Origin of the sequence: Aminobacter anthyllidis, from assembly GCF_018555685.1 — a bacterium.
GTDB classification, from domain to species: Bacteria; Pseudomonadota; Alphaproteobacteria; order Rhizobiales; family Rhizobiaceae; genus Aminobacter; species Aminobacter anthyllidis.
The window spans coordinates 584,528-605,238 of sequence record NZ_JAFLWW010000003.1; the positions used below are offsets into that span (position 1 = coordinate 584,528).

Genomic DNA, 20,711 nt, shown 5'->3' on the forward strand with positions numbered 1-20,711 from the left:
GCTTGATCAATATGAAAAAAGCCTCCGAACCGCTCTATCTCTCCGCTCGCGAGGCCGCGGGCGAGCTCGCCGTATCGCCGGCCACGCTCTACGCTTATGTCAGCCGCGGCCTGATCCGCTCCGAACCATCCGATGACGCTCGCGCCCGCCGCTACCGCGCCGACGATGTGCGTGCCCTTCTGGCACGGCGCGCACCGGCTGGACATGCAAGCGCCGGCGAAACCGAAGCGCCGGTTCTGGATTCAGCGATCTCCACCATCACCAGCGAAGGTTCAGTCTATCGCGGCGTTCAGGCGGTAGCCCTGGCCGAACACGCGACGCTCGAACAGGCGGCAACGCTGTTGTGGGACATGAACGACGCCGATCCGTTCGCCGCCGCCAACATGCCTGTTGTGAGCGACACCATGCGGTCGGTGGCTTCGGTGACCACGGGCGAGGCGCCCATTCCCCGCGCCATTGCCATGCTGGCGCTGGCCGGCGGCAACGATTCACGCGCCTTCAACCGCTCGCGCCAGGGCCGCGTCGAGGTCGGCGCCCGCGCCGTTCGTTTGCTCACGGCCGGCATCCTCGGCACCAACCCCTCGCCCGCGCCGATCCACCTGCAGGTGGCGAACGCCTGGGCACCCGGCAATCCACATGCCGAGGCGATTTTCCGCCGCGCGCTCGTACTGCTCGCCGACCACGAGCTCAACCCCTCGACCTGGACGGTGCGCTGCGCCGCCTCGACCGGGATCAACCTCTACGACGCGCTGATCGCTGGCCTCGTCGCGCTCAAGGGACCGAGGCATGGCGGCGCCGGCCCCCTGGCCGCCCACATGGTGGCAGATTTCGCCGCCACCGACGTCGCCGCCAACATCCGCGAGCGCGTCGCCATCGGCGACCGCATCCCCGGCTTCGGCCACACGGTCTACCGTGACGGCGATCCCCGCGCCGACAGCCTGCTGGCTGCCCTGGCCGAGGCGGGCGCCGACCGGCGCCTCGCCGTCGAGGCACCGATGCTGATCACCGAAGCCACCGGCCTGCACCCCAACATCGACTATGCCCTGGCAGTGATGGTGCGCATGTTCGGGCTGCCGATCGGCTACGAGACGGCGTTTTTCGCCATCGCCCGCTCCACCGGCTGGGTTGCGCATGCCATTGAGCAGCTGACCTCGGGCGTATTGATCCGCCCGCGCGCCCGCTATGTCGGGCCAGCGCTGGGGCGCGGCGGCAGCTAGGCCTGAATGCTGCACATGGCAGCATGGCGCAAGGCATGCGAACGGACTAGCTTTGCGCCCAAGGGGAGACCAGCCAGATGATGCGCAAGGAAATGCCGGCGGAAAGCCCCGAGGCCTATGTCGCGGCCTTGAGCGGCTGGCGCCGCGACATCGTCGAGGCCCTGCGTGCAGCCACCCGCGCCGCTGGCGATGCCGAGGCCCGCATCAAATGGGGCCACATCGTCTGCTTTTCCAACGGCCCGGTCCTGCTCATCCGCGCCGAAGAGGCCCGCGTGCTGTTCGGCTTCTGGCGCGGCAAGCGGCTGCTCGGCATCGAGCCAAGGCTGAAGGCCGGCGGCAAATATGAACTCGCCACCATGGAGTATCGTGAAGGCGACACGGTGGACATCGCACTTGCCGAAAAGCTCGTCCGGGAAGCGGTGCGGCTGAATGCCGAGATCGGCGACCCGACGAAGAGCAGCTGACGCGCCGCTGCGGGCGATCATCTCGGTCTCCACCACGGCCGAACCCGATACTGGCGCCGCAATGGCGCCACAGTGACAGGCGAACCAACGGGCTTCATCAGAAAGCCGGTTGCATGACGCCCGCCGCGAAACTGGATCCCAGCTGGCCCGCCTCGCTCGCATTGCATGCCATGCTGCTGGCGGCCATCGTGCTGTTGCCCAGGCCACAACCCTTCAAGCTGCCGGCCCAAGAAGTGGTGCCTATCGAACTGGTCGCGCCCCAGCCCGAACCAGCTGACGTCCCATTGCCGCGTCAACCGGAAGCTCCCGCCACCGCGCTTGCGCCGGCCGCCGGCGCCACGGTCACGCCCAAGCCCGCAGCGCCGCACCCCGCCATGGTCGAGGCCCACAGTTTCTACGCGGCAAAGGTCCTCGCCGACCCTCGCAGCCGCCGCGCCAGGGCCGCGCTCGCCACCTTTGCCCCAAGCGAACGCACAATCCAGCTGTGCAACATCGAGGCCATGGAGCAGATCCATCGCTGGAAAGCGGAACTCCGCCCCGATCTCGTGGTGCCTTATGCAACCAGCAACCTCAGGATCGACAGCGGCTCGATCCAGGCGGATGGCGCAGCGTTCCGGGCCGCCCGACGCTGGTATGGCGTGAAATTCACCTGCGGCGTCACCGACGGCGTTGTCACCGCCTTCGCGTTCAGCGTCGGCGAGACAATTCCCAAGGCCAAATGGGCCGAATACAATCTCGTCGCCGGCGACCCGGAAGATTAGGCCCTGAAACAAAAAAGCCCGGGACATGCCCGGGCTTTTTTGTTTTGGTTCCAACCTCAGCTGTCGAGGAAGCTTCTGAGCTTGCGGCTGCGGCTCGGATGCTTGAGCTTGCGCAGCGCCTTGGCCTCGATCTGGCGGATACGTTCGCGGGTGACCGAGAACTGCTGTCCAACCTCTTCAAGCGTGTGGTCGGTGTTCATGCCGATGCCGAAGCGCATGCGCAGCACGCGTTCTTCGCGTGGCGTCAGCGAGGCGAGCACGCGCGTGGTGGTCTCGCGCAGGTTCGCCTGGATCGCCGCGTCGATCGGCAGGATCGCCATCTTGTCTTCGATGAAGTCGCCGAGGTGCGAATCCTCCTCGTCGCCGACAGGCGTTTCGAGCGAAATCGGCTCCTTGGCGATCTTCAGCACCTTGCGCACCTTTTCGAGCGGCATGGCGAGCTTTTCGGCCAGTTCTTCCGGCGTCGGCTCGCGGCCGATCTCGTGCAGCATCTGGCGCGACGTGCGAACGATCTTGTTAATCGTCTCGATCATATGCACCGGAATGCGGATGGTGCGGGCCTGGTCGGCGATCGAACGCGTGATCGCCTGCCGGATCCACCATGTCGCATAGGTCGAGAACTTGTAGCCGCGACGGTACTCGAACTTGTCGACCGCCTTCATCAGGCCGATGTTGCCTTCCTGGATCAGATCGAGGAACTGCAGGCCGCGATTGGTGTATTTCTTGGCGATCGAGATGACGAGGCGGAGGTTGGCTTCCACCATCTCCTTCTTGGCGATCGCTGCCTCGCGCTCGCCCTTCTGCACCTGGTTGACGATCTTGCGGAATTCCAGGATCGAGATCGCCGTCTCGGTGGCGAGGTTCTGGATTTCGGCGCGCAGGTCGCGGATGGCGTCCTTCTCGTTCTTGGTGAACTCCTTCCAGCCGCGGCTGGACAGGTTCGAGATCGAGCGGATCCAGTTCGGGTCGAGCTCGGAACCCTGATATTCCTTCAGGAACTCTTCGCGGCGCACGCCATAGCTTTCGGCGAGGCGCAACAGCTTGCCTTCGTTCTGCACCAGCCGCTTGTTGATGTCGTAGAGCTGCTCGACAAGTGCCTCAATGCGGGCATTGTTGAGCGACAGCGACTTCACGGCCTTGACGAGCTGGTCCTTCAGCTCCTTGAGGCGACGGTCCTGGCTCGGCGACAGCGTGCCGGCGGCGGCGAGACGGTTCTCGACCTGCTGGTCCTGCAGCTTGCGCAGCTTCTTGTAGGTGTCGGCGATGACGTCGAGGGTTTCCATGACCTGCGGACGCAGTTCCGCTTCCATGGCAGCCAGCGACAGGCTTGCCTCGTCGTCTTCTTCCTCGTCATCCTCGCCGCGGGTGTCGGCACCGACATTGGTGATGTCGTCTTCTTCGTCGCGGCCACCGCGGCGCGGCTTTTCGTCGGTCTTGGCCTTGGTGTCTTCCTCGACGCGCTCGACGATCGGCGCCTGCTTGGCCTCGGGGCCGGCATAGGTCGCCTCGAGATCGATGATCTCGCGCAGCAGGATCTTGGCTTCGTTGAGCTCGTCACGCCAGATGATGATGGCCTGGAATGTCAGCGGGCTTTCGCACAGGCCAGCGATCATCGTCTCGCGGCCGGCCTCGATGCGCTTGGCGATGGCGATTTCGCCTTCACGCGACAGAAGCTCCACCGAGCCCATTTCGCGCAGATACATGCGCACCGGGTCGTCGGTACGGTCGGTCGGCTCTTTCTTGGTCGTGGTGGCGGCGACGGCCGTGCCGGTCTGCTCGGCAAGCTCGTTGGCGTCTTCCTCGGCGTCGCCTTCGGCGGCCTCGGCTTCTTCGCCCTGCTCGTCGTCCTCGACCACGTTGATGCCCATGTCGGAGAGCATCGCCATGGTGTCTTCGATCTGTTCGGAGGTCACTTCCTCCGACGGAAGCACCGCGTTGAGCTCGTCCATGGTGACATAGCCGCGCTTCTTCGCGACTTTGATCATCTTCTTGACAGCGTCATCGGAAAGGTCGAGCAAAGGTCCGTCTGGGGCACCTTCGCGTTCGGTCTCGACCTCTTCCTTTTCTTTTGTCGCCATTCTTCGCTTTCTCCAGGCGGCCCGTCAGCCGCTTAAACTCTTGGACAGTGCAAATCAGATGCGCTCATCGAACCTGCGCCTGAACTGCCAGTAGCTGCACCTGTGTTAAGTCCAGATTAACCGTGATATCTGTGGCGGAATATCTTCCTGTCCAGTGACAAGTGCCCCAATCCGCATTTTCAGGCCATCGACACGACTGGCGACCTGGCCGCCGGTTAACTTTTTCGAATCGACCTGATTCCGTCATTCTGGCGGAAGGTCAAGCGCCTCTCGCATGATTCGCGCCAAAAAAGCGAATCAATTGCGGGATAATCGGTCCGCGGCGTCAGTTACGACCGCTTCGGCCCGAAGACACCCCGAAGCCTTCGATAAGCGCTTCGGTGGCCTGCACGTCGTGAAACTGCGCCTGAACTTCCACCAGATGTCGGTAGTTTTCGTCGGTAGGATCTGTAGCCAGCGCAACTTCGGCCTGTTTCAGCTCCTTATGTAAGGTGCGGGCGCTGCGGTGCAAGTGCAGCGTCTGCGCGAAGGCGTCGCGGGCATCTTCGATCGCCGCGTCCTCGAACGCCGTCCATTGCCGGGCGCGCCGCGCCAACGTCACGGCACGCTCCCACATCTCGGCGCATGAAGCGCGCTCGATCGCCGCCACCACCGCCTCGCGTGTATTGGCCTCGCCATGCGCCATTGCGTCGATCAGCACCGAATGCAGCTGCTTGAGTTCGCCGTGGCTGAGGTCGAGCCGCTCGACATGCTCGAAATTCTCGTCGATCAGCGAGGGGTGGTTGACCAGCGTGACCACGAGGGCGGCCTCGCGCAGCGGCATGATGCCGCCGGCGCGCTTGACCATCGCCGAACGCGCCAGACTGTCCGACACCGCGAGCCGGCCGGCCGCGGCACCTGCGCCACCCTTGTTCCACTGGCCGCGCTCGCCGCCGCCCTTGTTGAACGAGCCCTTGTTGTACGAACCCTTGCCGCCGCCACCCTGCCCTTGCTGGCGTCCACGCTGGCTGCCGAAGAAGTTCAGCACCCGTTCGCGCATTTCCTGCTGGTAGTGGTAGCGGACGCTCTCGTCCTTGATCCTGCTGGTCAGCTCGCGCAACGTCTTTTCAAGCTCGGCCCGACGCTCCGGCGTGTCGAACACCCCGCCCGATGTCTCGCGCATCCAGATCAGCTCGGACAAAGGCCGCGCGGCATTCAGTACGGTGCGAAACGCCTCCGGGCCTTCCGCCTTGACCAGGTCGTCGGGATCCTTGCCCTCGGGCAGCAGCGCAAAACGGGTCGTGTGTCCGGGTGCCACCAGCGGCAGTGCGAGGTCGGCCGCGCGGTAGGCGGCCTTGAGGCCGGCCTTGTCGCCGTCGAAGCACAGCACCGGCTCGCCCGACATCCGCCACAACAGCCCGAGCTGGCTTTCGGTCAGCGCGGTGCCGAGTGGCGCCACGACATTTTCGAAGCCGGCCTGGGCCAGCGCGATCACGTCCATGTAGCCTTCGACCGCGATCACCGTCCCGTCCTTCTGCAGCGCCTTGCGGGCACGGGCGAAATTGTAGAGCACGTTGCCCTTGTGGAAGAGCTCGGTTTCCGGCGAGTTCAGGTACTTGGCCGAAACCTCCGCCGACATCGCACGCCCGCCAAAAGCGATGATGCGGCCGCGTGAGTCAGGGATCGGAAACATGATGCGGTCGCGGAAGCGATCATAAGAAACCGGCACGTCTTCGAAGACGGTCAGCCCACAGGCCTCCATCTGCGCCTTCTCGATGCCCTTGGAGGCGAGGAATTCCTTGAGCGCGTTGCGGCTGTCGGGCGCGAAGCCGAGCCGGAACTGCTGCTGGGTCGTCTGCGTCAGCCCACGGTCGCGCAGATACGCGCGGGCACGGGCTCCATCCGACGTCTGCAGCCGGTCCTCGAAAAACGTGGTCGCCAGCTCCATGACGTCGTGCAGCGAGGCCCGTTCGCGCTCGCGCCGCTCCTCCTGGGCGTCGCGCGCCGGCATCGGCACGCCGGCCATCTCGGCGATGCGCTCGACCGCCTCGGGAAAGCTCAGCCCGTCGAGGTCCGTCAGGAAGCGGAAATGATCGCCCGACACGCCGCAGCCGAAGCAATGGTAGCGGCCCTTGCGGTCCTCGCAGTGGAACGACGGCGATTTTTCGCCATGGAACGGGCAGCACGCCCAGAAATCGCCGCGCGGCGCGTTGGTCTTCTTGCGGTCCCAGGTCACGCGCTGGCCAACCACGGCCGATATCGGCACGCGGTCGCGTATCTCGCTCAAAAATCCGTCGGAAAAGCGCATCGGGTCCTGCTTGTTTCAGATTTGATATAGGCGCTCGCCTCGCCCGACACGACTCCTATTCGCCACCATGCCCGCTGTTCACAGCCCTCCCCGGCACAAACATCCGGATTGCGCCACCCGACGGTCGTTGTGGAACTCCAGGCTCACCTGCACGTATCTCTATATATGAACGACCGTGCATCTTGCGATGCGGTGCACACGCGTGCAATATGGACGAAAAATATTATCCGGCTAATCTAATCGGCATGTTCATGACAGTGATTCGCATAAGCGCCCAAACCGTCGCGGTTACCACCTCAAACGCCCCCAGGTGCGCCCGATGAGCGGCTCTGTCGTCCTGCTTCACCTCGCCGGCGCGATCGCCCTTTTGCTGTTTGCCACCCGAATGGTGCGTACCGGCGTCGAGCGCGCCTATGGCGACGTCCTGCGCCACAAGCTGCGCAACACCATGCGCAACCCGATCCTCGCCGTGCTTGCCGGCACGGCGCTCGCCATCGCCTTCCAGAGCTCGACGGCGGTTACCTTGCTCGTCGGCTCCTTCGCCGGGGCCGGCATCGTCAGCGGCATCGCCGGCCAGCTCGCCGTTCGCGGCGCCGAGATTGGCTCGGCACTGGTCATCAAGATCCTGACCTTCGACCTGTCGCTTCTGGTGCCGATCTGCCTCGCCGCCGGCACCACCATGTTTCTGGCCACCGACCGCCGCAGCTGGCAGCAGACCGGCCGCATCCTCGTCGGCATCGGCCTTCTGGTGCTGTCGCTCGAAATGGTCGGCCAGGCCTCCGAGCCGCTGCGCGAAAGCAGGCTGCTGCCCGTCATCGTGGACTATTTCGCCGGCGATCCCATCACTGCCTACCTGCTCGCCGCTATCGTCACCTGGCTGTTCCACTCCTCCATCGCCGCGGTGCTCCTGATCGTCACCCTTGCCGGCCGCGGCTTCGTTCCGCCCGAACTCGGCATCGTGCTGGTGCTCGGTGTCAATCTCGGCAGCTCGATCATCGCGCCCTTGCTCACCCGCAACGCCGAGCCGGGCGTGCGCGTCGTTCCCATCGGCAATCTTTTGATGCGCGGCGCAGGTTCGCTGGTCATGCTGGTCGCCTTCCTATGGGCCAAGCCGTCGGTCGCCTTCCTCGGCGCGACGGTTCCCGACCAGATCATCAACGCCCACATCCTGTTCAACTGCCTGATCCTGGTCGCCGGCATTCCGCTCGCCAAACTTGTCTACAGCGCCTCGGAAAAGATCGTCGCCCTTGGCACCAAGTCCGATCCCGCCAAGGACATGGCGGTCGCCGAGCTCAGCGCGCTCAACGAAGCCGCCCTCGACACGCCGTCGCAGGCGCTGGCCAACGCAACGCGCGAAGTGGTGCGCGTCTGCGAGACCGTCGAGATCATGCTCCAGCGCATCATCGAGCTCTACGAAAAGCCCGATGCCGACAAGATCAATGCGCTCGCCTCGCTCGACGACCGGGTCGACCGCAAGCATGCGGCGATCAAGCTCTATCTCGCCAAGGCCACCATCCGGCCGATGACCGAGGATGAGGCACTGCGCTGCCAGGAACTGCTCGGCGCCTGCGTCAAGCTCGAGCAGGTCGGCGACATCATCGTCCGCAACATGCTCGCCCATGTGCAGAAGAAGCTCGACCGCGGCCTCGAATTCACCCCCGAGGGCTGGCGCGAGCTTGCGAGTTTCCACGCCGCCGTCATGGCCAATGCGCGGCTTGCCTTCAACGTCCTGGTCTCGCGCGACCCCAACACCGCCCGCCAGCTGGTGCTGGAGAAGGACCGCTTGCGCGACGTCGAGAAGCAGACCAGCCAGAGCCATTTCCTGCGCCTGCGCGACGGCACCATCAAGAGCGTCGAGACGAGCTCCATCCACCTCGACACCATCCGCGACCTCAAGCAGATCAACTCGCTGCTCGCCTCGATGGCCTATCCGGTGCTCGAGGAGCAGGGCCTGCTCCGCGGCTCGCGCCTCAAGGCGAGCTGAGCGGGCTCCACCTGCTCCCCTTTGGAAGAAGGGAACGCCCGCACTGCCCGCCCTCGAGCTCGCAGAACTTGGGTTCCTCGCCCCCACAAAGTGGGGGAGAGGTGGCACGGCGAAGCCGTGACGGAGAGGGGGGCTTTCTCGTCTGCTACTGGCCTCACCGACAAGTCTTGCCTGCCACCGTCAATCCGGGTGAGGCTGCATCTCCAAAACCGGGGATCAGCACATGGCCGCGCTCGACCAGAAAAACCTCGTCGCCGAGATGACAGCCTGGCGGCGCGACCTGCACGCCCATCCCGAGTTCGGCTTCGAGGAGAGGCGCACCAGCGCGTTCGTCGCGGCACAACTCAGGGCCTTCGGCCTCGACGAGGTCGTGGAAGGCATCGGCGGCACCGGCGTCGTCGGAACGCTCAGGCGTGGCAACGGCAACCGCGCCATTGCGCTCAGGGCCGACATGGACGCACTGCGCATCACGGAGCAAGCCAACCACGACCATCCCTCGCAAAATCCCGGCGTCATGCATGCCTGCGGCCATGACGGTCACACGACGATGCTTCTGGGAGCGGCAAAGCTGCTCGCCGGCGAAGGTGGCTTCGACGGCACCGTGCGTTTCATCTTCCAGCCGGCCGAAGAGTGGGGCAAGGGCGCGCTCGCCATGCTCGACGACGGCCTCATGTCGCGTTTCCCCTTCGACGAGATCTATGGCCTGCACAACATGCCCGGCCTGCCTGTCGGCCATTTCGAAACCCGGCCCGGCCCGATCATGTCGGCGGAGGACAATTTCGAGATCGTGCTGCGTGGCCTTGGCGGCCACGCCGCCCGCCCGCATCTTGGCCGCGAAGTGCTGGTCGCCGCCTGCGCCGTCGTCACCAACCTGCAGACCATCGTTTCGCGCCGGCTCAGCCCGGCTGACATATCGGTGGTGTCGGTGACCGAACTCATCACCGACGGCACCCGCAACGCCCTGCCCGGCTTCGCCCGCATCCTCGGCGACGCGCGCAGCTTCCGCCCCGAGGTCAGCGCCGAGATCGAGAAACAGATGCGCATCATCGCCGAAGGCACGGCGCTGACCCACAACTGCACGGCCGAGGTCATCTACACTAGGGAGTTCGTGCCGCTGATCAACGACACTGAGGCCACAGCCAACGCGGTCGAAGCCGCCGCGTCGGTGTTCGCCGCAGGCGCGGTCAATGGCAACGGCGAGATCGTCACCGCGTCGGAGGATTTCGCCCGCTTCCTCGATCATGTGCCCGGCTGCTTTGCCTATATCGGCAATGGCGAAGCCTCGGTGCCGCTCCACAACCCGTCATTCGACTTCAACGACGAGGCCCTCATCCACGGCGCCCGCTTTCACGCCGCGATCGCGCGCCGGCGCCTGCCGGTGACCTGACGCGAGCTTCCTTCTCCCACAAGGAGAGAAGGGAGTTTGCGCCGCCCTCGCCGCAAAAAGAAAACGCCCCGCGCTGCAGCCAGCCGGGGCGTCTTTTGTTCATGCGGCCTGAGCCAGCAGGAGCCTACTGCAGCAGCTCCTTGACGATGCCGCTTGCCTTGCCGAAATCCATCTGGCCGGGATAGCGCTCCTTGAGCGCGTTCATGCAGCGGCCCATGTCGCGCAGGCCGTCGGCGCCCACGTCCGCGATCACTTTCGTGGCGGCGTCGCGCACCGCGCCTTCCTCCATCTGCTTGGGCAGGAAGTCGGTGATGATGGTGATCTCGTCGCGCTCCTGGGCGGCAAGCTCCAGCCGCGCACCCTCCTCGAAGGCCTTGGCCGATTCCTGGCGCTGCTTGACCATCTTGGTCAGGATCTGCAGGATTTCCTCGTCCGTGACAGGGTCCTTGCCGGCACCGCGATGAGCGATGTCGCGGTCCTGGATCGCCGCCTGGATCAGCCTGAGCGTCGATGTGCGGCGCTTGTCGCCGGCCTTCAATGCAGTCTTCAATGCCTCGGCGAGTGTCTCGCGCATGGCCGTTACTCCTGAACGTGTCGCAAACAATAGCGCCGACCTGCCACAGTGGCAAACCGAATGACAATGGCCAACTTCCTGTTTTCATTAGGAAAAATAATTAGCCTCGAATTCCGGCGCGGTCATTGACCATGTGCCGGCCTTCGCTTATTGTCCGCGCCTTGCAAGGACTTGTTTGTTTTGTGCACGGGGCCCGCCTGACGGTGGTCGTCCGTGCTTTTCGCTGCGCGATATGGCCCCTTGCGAGCCATTTTTCAAGTCGCGGCCTAGTTAAGCAGGAGCATCGCCATGGCCGCAGAGACCGCCCCCTGGGCAACCGAAGTGCCGACCGCCGTTCTGGTTCTGGCCGACGGCACGGTCATCACCGGCCGAGGCCTCGGCGCCACAGGCAGTGCCGTCGCCGAAGTGTGCTTCAACACAGCGCTCACCGGCTACCAGGAAGTCCTCACCGACCCCTCCTACGCCAGCCAGATCGTCACCTTCACCTTCCCCCACATCGGCAACATCGGCACCAACGACGAAGACGTCGAGGACCTGAACCCGGCGGCGCGCTTCGGCGCGGTCGGCGCGGTGTTCAAGGCTGACGTCACCAACCCGTCGAGCTATCGCGCCGCCGGTCATCTCGACCAGTGGCTGAAGCGTCGCGGTATCGTCGCCATGTCCGGCGTCGACACCCGCGCGCTAACCGCGCTGATCCGCGAAAAGGGCATGCCCAACGCCGTCATCGCGCACGCGCCGGACGGCAAGTTCGATCTCGACGATCTCAAGGCCCAGGCCCGCGCCTGGTCCGGCCTTGTCGGCCTCGACCTCGCCAAGGAGGTCACCTCGGGCCAGTCCTCGTCCTGGACCGAGACCCCCTGGGTCTGGAACGAAGGTTATGGCGAGCGCGCTGAAGAGACCATGCACGTCGTTGCCATCGACTACGGCGTCAAGCGCAACATCCTGCGCCTGCTCGCCGGCCTCGGCGCCAAGGTAACGGTCGTTCCGGCCAAAACCTCGGCCGAAGACATCCTGGCGATGCAGCCGGACGGCATCTTCCTCTCCAACGGCCCCGGCGATCCGGCGGCGACGGGCGAATATTCGGTGCCGGTCATCAAGGACCTGCTCAAGACCGAGTTGCCGGTCTTCGGCATCTGCCTCGGCCACCAGATGCTGGCGCTTGCCTTGGGCGGCAAGACGGCAAAGATGCACCAGGGCCACCACGGCGCCAACCACCCGGTCAAGGACCACACCACCGGCAAGGTCGAGATCGTGTCGATGAACCACGGTTTCGCCGTCGACGCCGAGTCGCTGCCCGAAGGCGTGGAGGAAACCCATGTCTCGCTGTTCGACGGCACCAATTGCGGTATCGCGCTGACCGGCCGCCCCGTGTTTTCGGTCCAGCACCACCCCGAGGCCTCGCCCGGCCCGCAGGATTCGCACTACCTGTTCCGCCGCTTCGCCAACCTGATCCGCGAACGCCAGGGCGAACCGGCACTCGCCGAGCGCTGAGACAATCGGCAAGCACAAGGTGCAACCAGACGATGCAAGAGGCCCCGCAATGCGGGGCCTCTTTTCTTTTGGCGCAAGCGAGTGGCCGTGTGTAGCGGCTTCGTCGAGGCGAACCGCTCTAGTTTGGCGCCGGAGCACTCAGAAATGCATTGGCAGCTACCGCCACCTGCTGCGCCTTCGCCGGGTCGGCGAGTATGCCCATGTGGGTCGTATCAGGCAGCACCAGCAGCTGGCTGCGCGACGGGCCGTTGACGTCGCCATTGGCGTGGCCACCGAGAGCTGCATGCATGTCGGCCAGGTGGCCGAGCGTCACTACATCGGCGTCGCCGGCGATGAGCAGCACCGGCGCCTTGACCTTGGCAAGGTCGACAGTCCAGTCAAAGGGCTTGAGCTCCAGCCGCTTGACCTTGTCGACAAGCGCCGGGAAGTCCGGCTTGGGTGAGCGCTTCTGATACTCGGCGACCATCGGCGCGCCGGTGAACATGTCGGCAGTCAGGTGCTGCACCATGTCCTTGTGTCCCACGGCCAGCCCCTTGTCGCTGGCCGCCGCCGACACGGCAACGATGCGCTCGACACGATCGGGATGGCGCAGGGCCAACTGCAGGGCGACGTTGCCGCCCATCGAGTAGCCCATGACGGAAGCCTTCTTCACGCCCAGCTTGTCGAGCAGGCCAGCGACATCGTCGGCCATGGTCTCGTAGCTCAGCCCGGTCGCCCGGTCGGCAGTGCGGCCATGGCCCTGCAGCTCGACCGCGATGATTTTGTTCGACCTGGCGAGTTCGCCGAGGCTGGTCGACCAGTTGGTCTCGATCGTCAAGAAGGCACCGTGGAGCAGAACAAGCGGCGGCCCCTCCCCGTAGACCTGGTGATGCAGTTCAAGGGGTTCTGCCTCCTCAGCCGAAACCGTTGCCGGTGCGATGGTGAAAAAAAGGGTGAGCAGAGCCGCGCCCGCAAGTGCCAGCGTTTTCATTGTCGTTTCCTGTCTTGGGATGAGCGATCCCGCCCGGCCGCCAAGCGGCCGGTTGGGTCACCATTGCGATGGGGAACTGCCGGCCCGTCGGCCGGCGGAAGATCAGGCGGAGATGAGTTCGCCGAGCAGCTCTTCGAGCTGGTTCATGCTGTCCTGGGCGCCGGCTTCCATGCCCGAGGCGACCATGCCGTCGCGGTCCTCGATGCTGTCGAAGCGGGTGACGCCGCTGTAATGGGTTTTGCCGGCCTTCTCCTCGAAGCGATGGGTCTCGATGACGTTCTTGTCCTCGAACATGCCTTCCAGCGCGAAGGTGTTGACCAGCTTCTCCGGCTCGTCGACCTCAATGTATTTGCCGATGAAGGCAAAGACGGTGCCATCAGGCGTGGTCTGCTCGAAGCGCCATTCGCCGCCGGGGCGGAGATCGAGCTTGACCACCCTGGTCGCGCCCATGGCCCGCGAACCCCACCACCGCGCCACATGCTCGGGCCGGGTCCAGGCCCGCCACACAAGCATCCGCGGCGCATCGAAGGTGCGGCTCATGCGAATGATGGGTTCGCCTTCCGGCGTCTCGACGAGCATCTTGTTCATGTCACTATTCCTTTCGTCCAATCACTGCTTGTTGGTGTCGTCGCCGCGCTGCATGTCGGCAAGATAGACGTCGAGCTGGTCGAGATTGTCGCGCCACAGTTCGCGATAGGCGCCAACCCAGCCGTCGAGGTCCTGAAGCGGGCCGGCCTGGAGCTTGCAGTAGCGGTACTGCGCGTCCTTTTCGCGGGAGATAAGGCCGGCGTTTTCGAGCACCTTGATGTGCTTCGACACTGCCGCCAGGCTCATGTCGTAGGGCGCCGCCAGTTCGCCGACGCTCGCCTGCCCCTGGGCAAGCCGGGCCAAGATGGCGCGGCGCGTCGGATCCGCCAGGGCGGAAAAGGTAAGGGAAAGAGGATCGGTCATGTTATTATTCAACCGCCAAGTTATTAACTTAATGGTTGAATAGCATTCACCCAACAGGTTGTCAACCAGTTGGTTGAGAACCTGTTGGGGAGAATTTTTCGCCGAGCCCCCATGGCCCGGCGTGACACTGGCGCCGACAAGAAGTCCTCCGCCATGACAATGCACCGGCCGCGAATCTTGACAGCGCACTGCCAGCGGTCTGTGAGTGAACCGCTCAGACCAGGATGCCGACATGACAGCCCCGACAGCGACGCGAAGCGCCATTCCCGCCGGCATCTGGGTCCTGGGGTTCGTCTCCATGCTGATGGACATCTCGTCCGAGATGATCCACGCCTTGCTGCCGGTCTACATGGTGACGGTCCTCGGCACCTCGGCGCTCACCGTCGGCATCATCGAGGGCATCGCCGAAGCGACGGCGTCGATCACCAAGGTCTTCTCAGGGGCCTTGAGCGACTGGCTCGGCAAGCGCAAGTTCCTGGCCGCGCTCGGCTACGGCCTGGCCGCCTTCACCAAGCCGATCTTTCCGCTCGCGCCGACCGTCGGCTGGCTGGTCGCCGCACGTTTCATCGACCGCATCGGCAAGGGCATCAGGGGCGCGCCGCGCGACGCCCTTGTCGCCGACATCGCCCCGGCCCATCTGCGCGGCGCGAGCTTTGGCCTGCGCCAGTCGCTCGACACCATCGGCGCCTTTGTCGGCCCGCTGCTCGCCATCGGCCTGATGTGGCTGACGGCAGACAACTTTCAGGCGGTGTTCTGGTTCGCCGTCATTCCGGCTTTCCTGTCGCTCGGGCTGATCGTCGTTGCGGTCAGGGAGCCTGAGCGCCCCCGGGAGTTGCGCCGCGTCCGCATGCCCCTGCGCCGCAGCGAACTCGCCAGGCTCGGCGCGCGCTACTGGTGGGTGGTGGCGATTGCAGCCGTCTTCACCCTTGCGCGTTTCAGCGAAGCCTTCCTCATCCTGCGCGCCCAGTCGATCGGCCTGCCGCTAATGCTGGTCCCGCTCGTGCTGGTCATCATGAGCCTTGCCTATTCGCTGTCGGCCTACCCCGTCGGCGTGTTGTCCGACCGCGTCAACAAGGTGACGTTGCTCATCACAGGCCTTGCCTTGCTGCTCGTCACGGATCTCGTCCTCGCCTTTGCGACCGGTTTGGCCGGCCTTGGCATCGGCGTGGCACTTTGGGGCCTGCATATGGGCTTCACCCAGGGCCTGCTGGCAACCCTGGTCGCCGAAACCGCGCCGGTTGAGCTGCGCGGCACCGCCTTCGGCATGTTCAACCTCGTGACCGGCCTGGCGCTGCTTTTGGCCAGCGTCATCGCCGGCGCCTTGTGGGACATTGCCGGGCCGCAAGCCACGTTCCTTGCCGGGGCCGCATTCACGCTGGTGACCTTGGCTGGGCTGATTTCGGCGCGCGGCCGCCTGACCGCACCTCCACAAGGATAGGTCTCAGGCAACCCACGAGCACCATCATCAGCCCTTTTCGCGCCTGTCGAACCGCCCAAATGCCGGCTCCTGTGCGACGTCATGCCAAACCGCCTAAATGCTGCCGTGGCGTCAAATGAACCAGCCGGGGGCGATCTTTCGCAAACTCAATCCCCTTGCCGCGCTGCTTTTGAAATCCTCTCGCTCTCCAATATCTACAAATTCCGTAGAGTTAATGGGTATCGACCGCTGATGAGGATCCGCACATGCCAAGACAACTCGTGGTGGGAATTTCGGGCAACCTGACCCGTCCGTCGAAGACCAGACTGTTCATCGAGCACATCGTCGGCGAAGTCGCCAGGAACACCGGAGCGGCGGCGGCCACCTACGACATCGAGGACCTCGGCCCGTCCTTTGCCCAGGCACGGCGCGTCAGCGATCTCGCCCCGCCCGCCCGCGCCATCGTCGAGCAGCTGTCGAATGCGGCCATACTTGTCGTCGGCTCGCCCACCTTCAAAGGCAGCTATACCGGCCTGTTCAAGCACTTCTTCGACCTGCTCGACCCCAATTCGCTGAAGGGCAAGCCGGTCATCCTCGCTGCCACCGGCGGCGGCGAGCGCCATTCGCTGATCGTCGAGCACCAGCTTCGCCCGCTGTTCGGCTTCTTCGAGGCGCTGACCATCCCGACCGCGATCTACGCCTCCGACCGGGATTTCGCCGACGGCGCGCTGGTGTCCGAGGCCATCCGCGCCCGCGCCCAGCAGGCAGTCGCCGAGGCGTGTCGTGTTGCCCAGGCGCGCGACAGCGTCGACCTGGCCGCCTGACCTCAAACCTTCGCCTTTCCATTCCCTGACACGACCCGGCCTGCGGCACGCGCCGCCGGAGCGAGTTTTGTCGTGTTCTTACGGAGAAAATCATGACCAGACAGATCAAGCTAGGCGCCTTCCTGCCCGGTGGCGGACAGCACATCGCCGCCTGGCGCCACCCCGGCTCTCCCGCCGACGGCGCCACCAGTTTCGCCTTCCACACCGAGCTTGCACGGACCGCCGAACGCGGCCTGTTCGACGCCTATTTCCTCGCCGACAATCTGTCGGTCGGCCTTGGCGGCCGCGAAGGCGGCAACGCCAAGATCGCCGGTTTCGAGCCGGTCACGCTGTTTGCGGCATTGGCGCCGCTGACCACGCATCTCGGCTTCATCGCCACCGCCTCGACCACCTACGAGGAGCCCTACACGCTCGCCCGCAAGTTCGCCTCGCTCGACCACCTGTCGAACGGCCGTGCCGGCTGGAATGTCGTCACATCAGCCGGCGACGAAACGGCGCGCAACTTCAACCGCAACAAGCAGCCCGACCACGCCGACCGCTACGCTCGCGCCAGGGAACATGTCGACACCGTCAAGGCGCTCTGGGACAGCTGGGAGGACGATGCCTTCATCCGCGACAAGCAGACGGGGCGTTTCTACGACCCCGCCAAGGTCCACGACATCGACCACAAGGGCGCGCATTTCGCAGTCAAGGGACCGCTCAACGTACCCCGCCCGGTCCAGGGGCATCCTGTCGTCGTCCAGGCCGGCCAGTCCGAGGACGGGCGCAGGCTGGCGGCCCTTTCCGCCGAGGTCATCTTCACCGCGCATCAGAACCTCGCTTCCGCGCAGGAGTTCTACCGCGACATCAAGGCGCGCGTCATCGCCGAGGGCCGCGTGCCCGAGCACGTGCTGATCATGCCTGGCGTCGCGCCCTTCGTCGGCCGCACCGAGGCCGAAGCCCGCGCCAAGTACGACAAGCTCACCGAGCTGATCCTGCCCGAGGACGGCGTCGCCCTGCTCAACGGGCTTGCCGGCGGCACGCTCGACATCAGGGGCTATCCGCTCGACGGGCCGCTGCCGAAAAGCGCTGAAACCGAGGGCATGAAGAGCCGCCAGGCGCTGATCCGCCAGATCGCCGACGAGCACAACTTCACCATCCGCGAGCTCTACCAGTGGATCGCGACCGCGCGTGGCCACTACACCATCGTCGGCAGCGCCACCCAGGTCGCCGACCAGTTGGAAGAGTGGTTCCACAACGAAGCCGCCGACGGCTTCAACATCCTGCCGCCATGGCTGCCAGGCGCGCTGAACGATTTCGTCGATCTCGTCGTGCCCGAGCTGCAGCGCCGCGGCCTGTTCCGCACCGCCTATGAGGGCCGCACGCTGCGCGAAAACCTTGGCCTGCCACGCCCCGTAAATCCCTGGACGGTGAGCCGCAGCTCGCTGCAGGCCGCCGAATAATCCTCAAGCGCGAAGGACAAGACGATGAGTTTGCAGCACATAGAGCAGCCGAGCGTGCTGGGCGCCGGCATCGGCGACAACAGCTACGGCCACGAGCTTGTCCAGCGCGGCAGCCAGGCGGCGGCCCGCTTCCTGTCGCGCTACGGCGCACTGCTGGGCTTCCTTGCGCTGTGGCAGGTGTCCAGCACCAGGGGCTGGGTCAACCCGGCGGTCATCCCCCCGCTCGACGCCATCGTCGTCGCCTTGTGGACGGGTGTTGTCGGCGGTGCCCTGCTCGACGACATCGCCATCTCCCTGCAGCGCTCGGGCACGGCCTTCGCCGCCGCGGTGGTGGTTGCGATCCCGCTTGGCCTGTTCATGGGCCAGGTCCGGGCGGTCGAACGCGCGTTCGATCCTATCCTGCAGGTTTTCCGCCAGACATCGGCGCTGGCGCTCTACCCGATATTCATCTTGCTGCTTGGCCTCGGCGAAGCCTCCAAGGTCTTCGTCATCTTCTGGGCGACGCTGTTTCCGCTGCTGCTCAACACCATCGGCGGCGTCAAGGAGGTCGATCCCAAGCTGATCGAGATGGCACGCGTCTACGGCGCCACCAGGCTGACCGTCTTCCGCCGCGTCGTGTTGCCGGGTGCCGTGCCTTCGATCTTCGTTGGCCTTCGCCTGTCTGCGACCACCGCCCTTCTGCTGCTCATCGCCTCCGAGATGATCGGCGCCAACAAGGGCGTCGGCTTCCAGGTGATGAATGCCCAGTACAACTTCCAGATCCCGCTGATGTTTGCGGCCATCGTCCTGCTCGCAGGCCTCGGCCTTCTCTCCAACTACGCGCTCGTCCTGTTGCAGCGCCGCCTCTGCCGCTGGAGCAGCGCGACCGCCTGACCGCACGACTGCATGCCCCAACGCCCCCATCAACCATGAAAGAAGATTTGACCATGACACTTACGCGCCGTTCCCTCGGCCTCAGTGCCGTTCTCGCCCTTGGGCTTTCCGCGACAGGTCTGCCCAGCTTCGCGCTTGCGCAATCGCCTGAAACCGTGAAGTTCCGCTACCTTGCCAGCCAGGGCAGCGTCTCCCCGCATGAACTGGCATACGAGCTGGGATACTACAAAGATCTCGGCATCGAGTTCGAGAATGTCGGCTACGCCCAGGGCGGCCCGGCCTCGCTTTTCGCGCTGGCCGCCGGCAGCGTCGACCTCGGTTCCGCCGCGACTTCGGCGGTCGTCAACTCGATCGCCGGCGGCAATGACTTCATCGCCGCCTATCCCAGCAACGGCATCAACGACAAGGTCCAGAGTGTCTTCTACGTGCTGGAGGACAGCCCGATCAAATCGGTTGCCGACATCGCCGGCAAGTCGATCGCGGTGAACACGCTCGGTGCCCATCTCGACTACACCGTGCGCGAGGCGCTGCACCAGGCCAAGCTGCCGCAGAATGCCGCCAATCTGGTCGTGGTGCCGGGGCCGCAGCTCGAGCAGACCTTGCGCTCCGGCCAGGTCGACATCGCCGCACTAGGCTACTGGCAGGCCACTTTCGAGGGCCTGCTGAAGGAGCATGGCGGCGTCCGCGCCATCTTCGACGACACTGACGTGCTGGGCGAGATCGCCGGCGGCTTCGTCGTGTTGCGCCGCGACTTCATCGCCGCCCATCCCGACGCGGCGCGCAACTTCGTCGAACAGTCGACCCGCGCCGCCGAATGGTCGCGCCAGAACCCTGACGAGGCGCGCAAGGTGCTGGCTGGCATACTGGAAAAGCGCGGCGAAAACGCCGAACTGGCCAAGTACTGGACCGGCTTCGGCCTTCGCGAAGGCGCCCAGGCGGTTCCGCGCGACCTCGATTTCTGGATCAACGTGCTCGAACGCGAAGGCTCGCTGCCCAAGGGCAAGCTCAAGGCGGCCGATCTGCTGTTCCAGCCCAACGCCGAAGCCAAATCCAACTGAGCCTGATCCAGGCCTGGCGCATTGGCCCGAAAATCGGAAACGAGCTTCGGAAAGTACCAGGCGCAGATTCAAAGTGCTGGAGCGTCCCTTGTGCGTCCATTCGAACGCACGGCGCTCCAGCAGAACCGGGAACGACAATGACCAGCACCGACACCACCCGCCGTGGCGAGGTTTCGATCCGCGACCTCTCCAAGTCCTTCGCGATCAACGGCCGCCCGCTGGCCGTGCTCAAGGGGCTGAACCTCGACATTCGATCAGGCGAATGCCTGGTCATCGTCGGTGCCTCTGGGTCGGGCAAGACCACGCTGTTGCGTGTGCTGGCTGGCCTCGAGGCGGCGGATGGCGGCCGGGTGCTGATCGATGGCGCCCCGGTCCAGGGTGTCGGCACCGACCGCGCCGTAATCTTCCAGGAGCCGCGCCTGCTGCCTTGGCTGACCGTGCTCGGCAACGTCGCCTTCGGCCTCGAGGTGCGCGGTGAGCAGCGCGCCAGGGCGGAGGAAAGGGCCCGCGACTATATCGGGCTCGTTGGCCTCGGCGAGTTTGCCGACGCCTACCCCAAGCAGCTCTCGGGCGGCATGGCCCAGCGCGTCGGCATCGCCCGCGCGCTGACCGTCCAGCCTGAGATCCTGCTGCTCGACGAGCCGCTCGGCGCCCTCGACGCCATGACCAAGATCACCATGCAGGAAGAACTCGCCCGCATCTGGAGCGAGGAGAACGTCACCATGATCATGGTCACCCACGATCTCGAGGAAGCGGTCTATCTCGCCGACAGGGTGCTGGTCCTGCCCAAGGAAAAGGGGGCCGCCGCCCGCCTGATCGACATCGACCTGCCCCGCCCGCGCGACCGCAGCGAACCCCGCTTCGTCCGCTACCGCGAAGAACTGCTGCGCGAATTCGGCCTGCATTGAAGGCACACCGCGCGGCTTGATCCCG

The 20,711-nt window shown here is 65.1% G+C and carries 18 protein-coding genes; 12 read left to right on the forward strand and 6 right to left on the reverse strand.

Going from position 1 to position 20,711, the window contains the following annotated elements; translation table 11 throughout:
- The first annotated feature begins 11 nt into the window (after positions 1-11).
- From J1C56_RS12390 to J1C56_RS32870, 3 genes are all read left to right on the forward strand, one after another.
- Positions 12-1,217, forward strand: a complete 1,206-nt coding sequence (locus J1C56_RS12390) for a citrate synthase family protein (protein WP_214389485.1) — start codon at positions 12-14, stop codon at positions 1,215-1,217.
- Between the two features lie 77 nt (positions 1,218-1,294).
- Positions 1,295-1,681: a DUF1801 domain-containing protein gene (locus J1C56_RS12395; protein WP_214389487.1), complete on the forward strand. Its 387-nt coding sequence runs from the start codon at positions 1,295-1,297 to the stop codon at positions 1,679-1,681.
- 113 nt (positions 1,682-1,794) lie between these two features.
- On the forward strand, positions 1,795-2,442 hold the full coding sequence (locus J1C56_RS32870; protein WP_246591321.1) for a DUF930 domain-containing protein: 648 nt from the start codon (positions 1,795-1,797) through the stop codon (positions 2,440-2,442).
- Positions 2,443-2,498: 56 nt separating this feature from the next.
- Here J1C56_RS32870 and rpoD read toward each other — a convergent pair whose 3' ends face one another.
- Together rpoD and dnaG are read right to left on the reverse strand one after the other, a co-directional pair.
- Complete coding sequence (gene rpoD / locus J1C56_RS12405; protein ID WP_214389489.1) at positions 2,499-4,520, reverse strand: RNA polymerase sigma factor RpoD; 2,022 nt, start codon at positions 4,518-4,520, stop codon at positions 2,499-2,501.
- Between the two features lie 325 nt (positions 4,521-4,845).
- Positions 4,846-6,807 (reverse strand): DNA primase, encoded by a 1,962-nt coding sequence (dnaG, locus tag J1C56_RS12410; RefSeq protein ID WP_214389491.1) that lies wholly within the window; start codon positions 6,805-6,807, stop codon positions 4,846-4,848.
- Between the two features lie 319 nt (positions 6,808-7,126).
- Here dnaG and J1C56_RS12415 point away from each other — a divergent pair, with 319 nt between their 5' ends.
- Together J1C56_RS12415 and J1C56_RS12420 are read left to right on the forward strand one after the other, a co-directional pair.
- Positions 7,127-8,791 (forward strand): Na/Pi cotransporter family protein, encoded by a 1,665-nt coding sequence (locus J1C56_RS12415; RefSeq protein ID WP_214389493.1) that lies wholly within the window; start codon positions 7,127-7,129, stop codon positions 8,789-8,791.
- A gap of 223 nt (positions 8,792-9,014) precedes the next feature.
- On the forward strand, positions 9,015-10,178 hold the full coding sequence (locus J1C56_RS12420) for an amidohydrolase (RefSeq protein WP_214389495.1): 1,164 nt from the start codon (positions 9,015-9,017) through the stop codon (positions 10,176-10,178).
- Between the two features lie 124 nt (positions 10,179-10,302).
- On the opposite strand, the gene J1C56_RS12425 is transcribed toward J1C56_RS12420, so the two are convergent.
- Entirely contained in the window at positions 10,303-10,752 is a 450-nt protein-coding gene (locus J1C56_RS12425; RefSeq protein ID WP_214389497.1) for a GatB/YqeY domain-containing protein, read from the reverse strand.
- A gap of 288 nt (positions 10,753-11,040) precedes the next feature.
- Between J1C56_RS12425 and carA the strand changes: the two genes are divergently transcribed.
- Positions 11,041-12,243 (forward strand): glutamine-hydrolyzing carbamoyl-phosphate synthase small subunit, encoded by a 1,203-nt coding sequence (carA, locus tag J1C56_RS12430; protein ID WP_214389499.1) that lies wholly within the window; start codon positions 11,041-11,043, stop codon positions 12,241-12,243.
- A gap of 118 nt (positions 12,244-12,361) precedes the next feature.
- On the opposite strand, the gene J1C56_RS12435 is transcribed toward carA, so the two are convergent.
- The 3 genes from J1C56_RS12435 to J1C56_RS12445 form a co-directional block, all read right to left on the reverse strand.
- Entirely contained in the window at positions 12,362-13,213 is an 852-nt protein-coding gene (locus J1C56_RS12435) for an alpha/beta fold hydrolase (protein WP_214389501.1), read from the reverse strand.
- A gap of 102 nt (positions 13,214-13,315) precedes the next feature.
- Positions 13,316-13,801: an SRPBCC family protein gene (locus J1C56_RS12440; RefSeq protein WP_214389503.1), complete on the reverse strand. Its 486-nt coding sequence runs from the start codon at positions 13,799-13,801 to the stop codon at positions 13,316-13,318.
- 21 nt (positions 13,802-13,822) lie between these two features.
- Positions 13,823-14,164 carry an ArsR/SmtB family transcription factor gene (locus J1C56_RS12445; protein WP_214389505.1) on the reverse strand — a complete coding sequence of 114 codons (342 nt, stop codon included), beginning with the start codon at positions 14,162-14,164 and terminating at the stop codon, positions 13,823-13,825.
- A 232-nt stretch (positions 14,165-14,396) separates the two neighbouring features.
- On the opposite strand from J1C56_RS12445, the gene J1C56_RS12450 reads away from it, so the two are divergent.
- The 6 genes from J1C56_RS12450 (at position 14,397) to J1C56_RS12475 (ending at position 20,686) form a co-directional block, all read left to right on the forward strand.
- Positions 14,397-15,602 (forward strand): MFS transporter, encoded by a 1,206-nt coding sequence (locus tag J1C56_RS12450; protein WP_214389507.1) that lies wholly within the window; start codon positions 14,397-14,399, stop codon positions 15,600-15,602.
- A gap of 245 nt (positions 15,603-15,847) precedes the next feature.
- Positions 15,848-16,405, forward strand: coding sequence for an FMN reductase (msuE, locus tag J1C56_RS12455; protein WP_214389509.1), 558 nt, complete (start codon positions 15,848-15,850; stop codon positions 16,403-16,405).
- A 92-nt stretch (positions 16,406-16,497) separates the two neighbouring features.
- Positions 16,498-17,847: an LLM class flavin-dependent oxidoreductase gene (locus tag J1C56_RS12460; protein ID WP_214389511.1), complete on the forward strand. Its 1,350-nt coding sequence runs from the start codon at positions 16,498-16,500 to the stop codon at positions 17,845-17,847.
- 24 nt (positions 17,848-17,871) lie between these two features.
- Positions 17,872-18,720: an ABC transporter permease gene (locus J1C56_RS12465; protein ID WP_214389513.1), complete on the forward strand. Its 849-nt coding sequence runs from the start codon at positions 17,872-17,874 to the stop codon at positions 18,718-18,720.
- Positions 18,721-18,773: 53 nt separating this feature from the next.
- Complete coding sequence (locus J1C56_RS12470) at positions 18,774-19,778, forward strand: ABC transporter substrate-binding protein (protein WP_214389515.1); 1,005 nt, start codon at positions 18,774-18,776, stop codon at positions 19,776-19,778.
- 137 nt (positions 19,779-19,915) lie between these two features.
- On the forward strand, positions 19,916-20,686 hold the full coding sequence (locus tag J1C56_RS12475; protein ID WP_214389517.1) for an ABC transporter ATP-binding protein: 771 nt from the start codon (positions 19,916-19,918) through the stop codon (positions 20,684-20,686).
- The last annotated feature ends 25 nt before the right edge of the window (positions 20,687-20,711 follow it).

What these genes read in the sequence shown, in the direction of transcription:
- J1C56_RS12390 (WP_214389485.1), top strand. Translation starts at nt 12, where the DNA reads ATGAAAAAAGCCTCCGAACCGCTCTATCTCTCCGCTCGCGAGGCCGCG.
- J1C56_RS12395 (WP_214389487.1), top strand. Translation starts at nt 1,295, where the DNA reads ATGATGCGCAAGGAAATGCCGGCGGAAAGCCCCGAGGCCTATGTCGCG.
- J1C56_RS32870 (WP_246591321.1), top strand. Translation starts at nt 1,795, where the DNA reads ATGACGCCCGCCGCGAAACTGGATCCCAGCTGGCCCGCCTCGCTCGCA.
- rpoD (WP_214389489.1), bottom strand. Translation starts at nt 4,520, where the DNA reads ATGGCGACAAAAGAAAAGGAAGAGGTCGAGACCGAACGCGAAGGTGCC.
- dnaG (WP_214389491.1), bottom strand. Translation starts at nt 6,807, where the DNA reads ATGCGCTTTTCCGACGGATTTTTGAGCGAGATACGCGACCGCGTGCCG.
- J1C56_RS12415 (WP_214389493.1), top strand. Translation starts at nt 7,127, where the DNA reads ATGAGCGGCTCTGTCGTCCTGCTTCACCTCGCCGGCGCGATCGCCCTT.
- J1C56_RS12420 (WP_214389495.1), top strand. Translation starts at nt 9,015, where the DNA reads ATGGCCGCGCTCGACCAGAAAAACCTCGTCGCCGAGATGACAGCCTGG.
- J1C56_RS12425 (WP_214389497.1), bottom strand. Translation starts at nt 10,752, where the DNA reads ATGCGCGAGACACTCGCCGAGGCATTGAAGACTGCATTGAAGGCCGGC.
- carA (WP_214389499.1), top strand. Translation starts at nt 11,041, where the DNA reads ATGGCCGCAGAGACCGCCCCCTGGGCAACCGAAGTGCCGACCGCCGTT.
- J1C56_RS12435 (WP_214389501.1), bottom strand. Translation starts at nt 13,213, where the DNA reads ATGAAAACGCTGGCACTTGCGGGCGCGGCTCTGCTCACCCTTTTTTTC.
- J1C56_RS12440 (WP_214389503.1), bottom strand. Translation starts at nt 13,801, where the DNA reads ATGAACAAGATGCTCGTCGAGACGCCGGAAGGCGAACCCATCATTCGC.
- J1C56_RS12445 (WP_214389505.1), bottom strand. Translation starts at nt 14,164, where the DNA reads ATGACCGATCCTCTTTCCCTTACCTTTTCCGCCCTGGCGGATCCGACG.
- J1C56_RS12450 (WP_214389507.1), top strand. Translation starts at nt 14,397, where the DNA reads ATGACAGCCCCGACAGCGACGCGAAGCGCCATTCCCGCCGGCATCTGG.
- msuE (WP_214389509.1), top strand. Translation starts at nt 15,848, where the DNA reads ATGCCAAGACAACTCGTGGTGGGAATTTCGGGCAACCTGACCCGTCCG.
- J1C56_RS12460 (WP_214389511.1), top strand. Translation starts at nt 16,498, where the DNA reads ATGACCAGACAGATCAAGCTAGGCGCCTTCCTGCCCGGTGGCGGACAG.
- J1C56_RS12465 (WP_214389513.1), top strand. Translation starts at nt 17,872, where the DNA reads ATGAGTTTGCAGCACATAGAGCAGCCGAGCGTGCTGGGCGCCGGCATC.
- J1C56_RS12470 (WP_214389515.1), top strand. Translation starts at nt 18,774, where the DNA reads ATGACACTTACGCGCCGTTCCCTCGGCCTCAGTGCCGTTCTCGCCCTT.
- J1C56_RS12475 (WP_214389517.1), top strand. Translation starts at nt 19,916, where the DNA reads ATGACCAGCACCGACACCACCCGCCGTGGCGAGGTTTCGATCCGCGAC.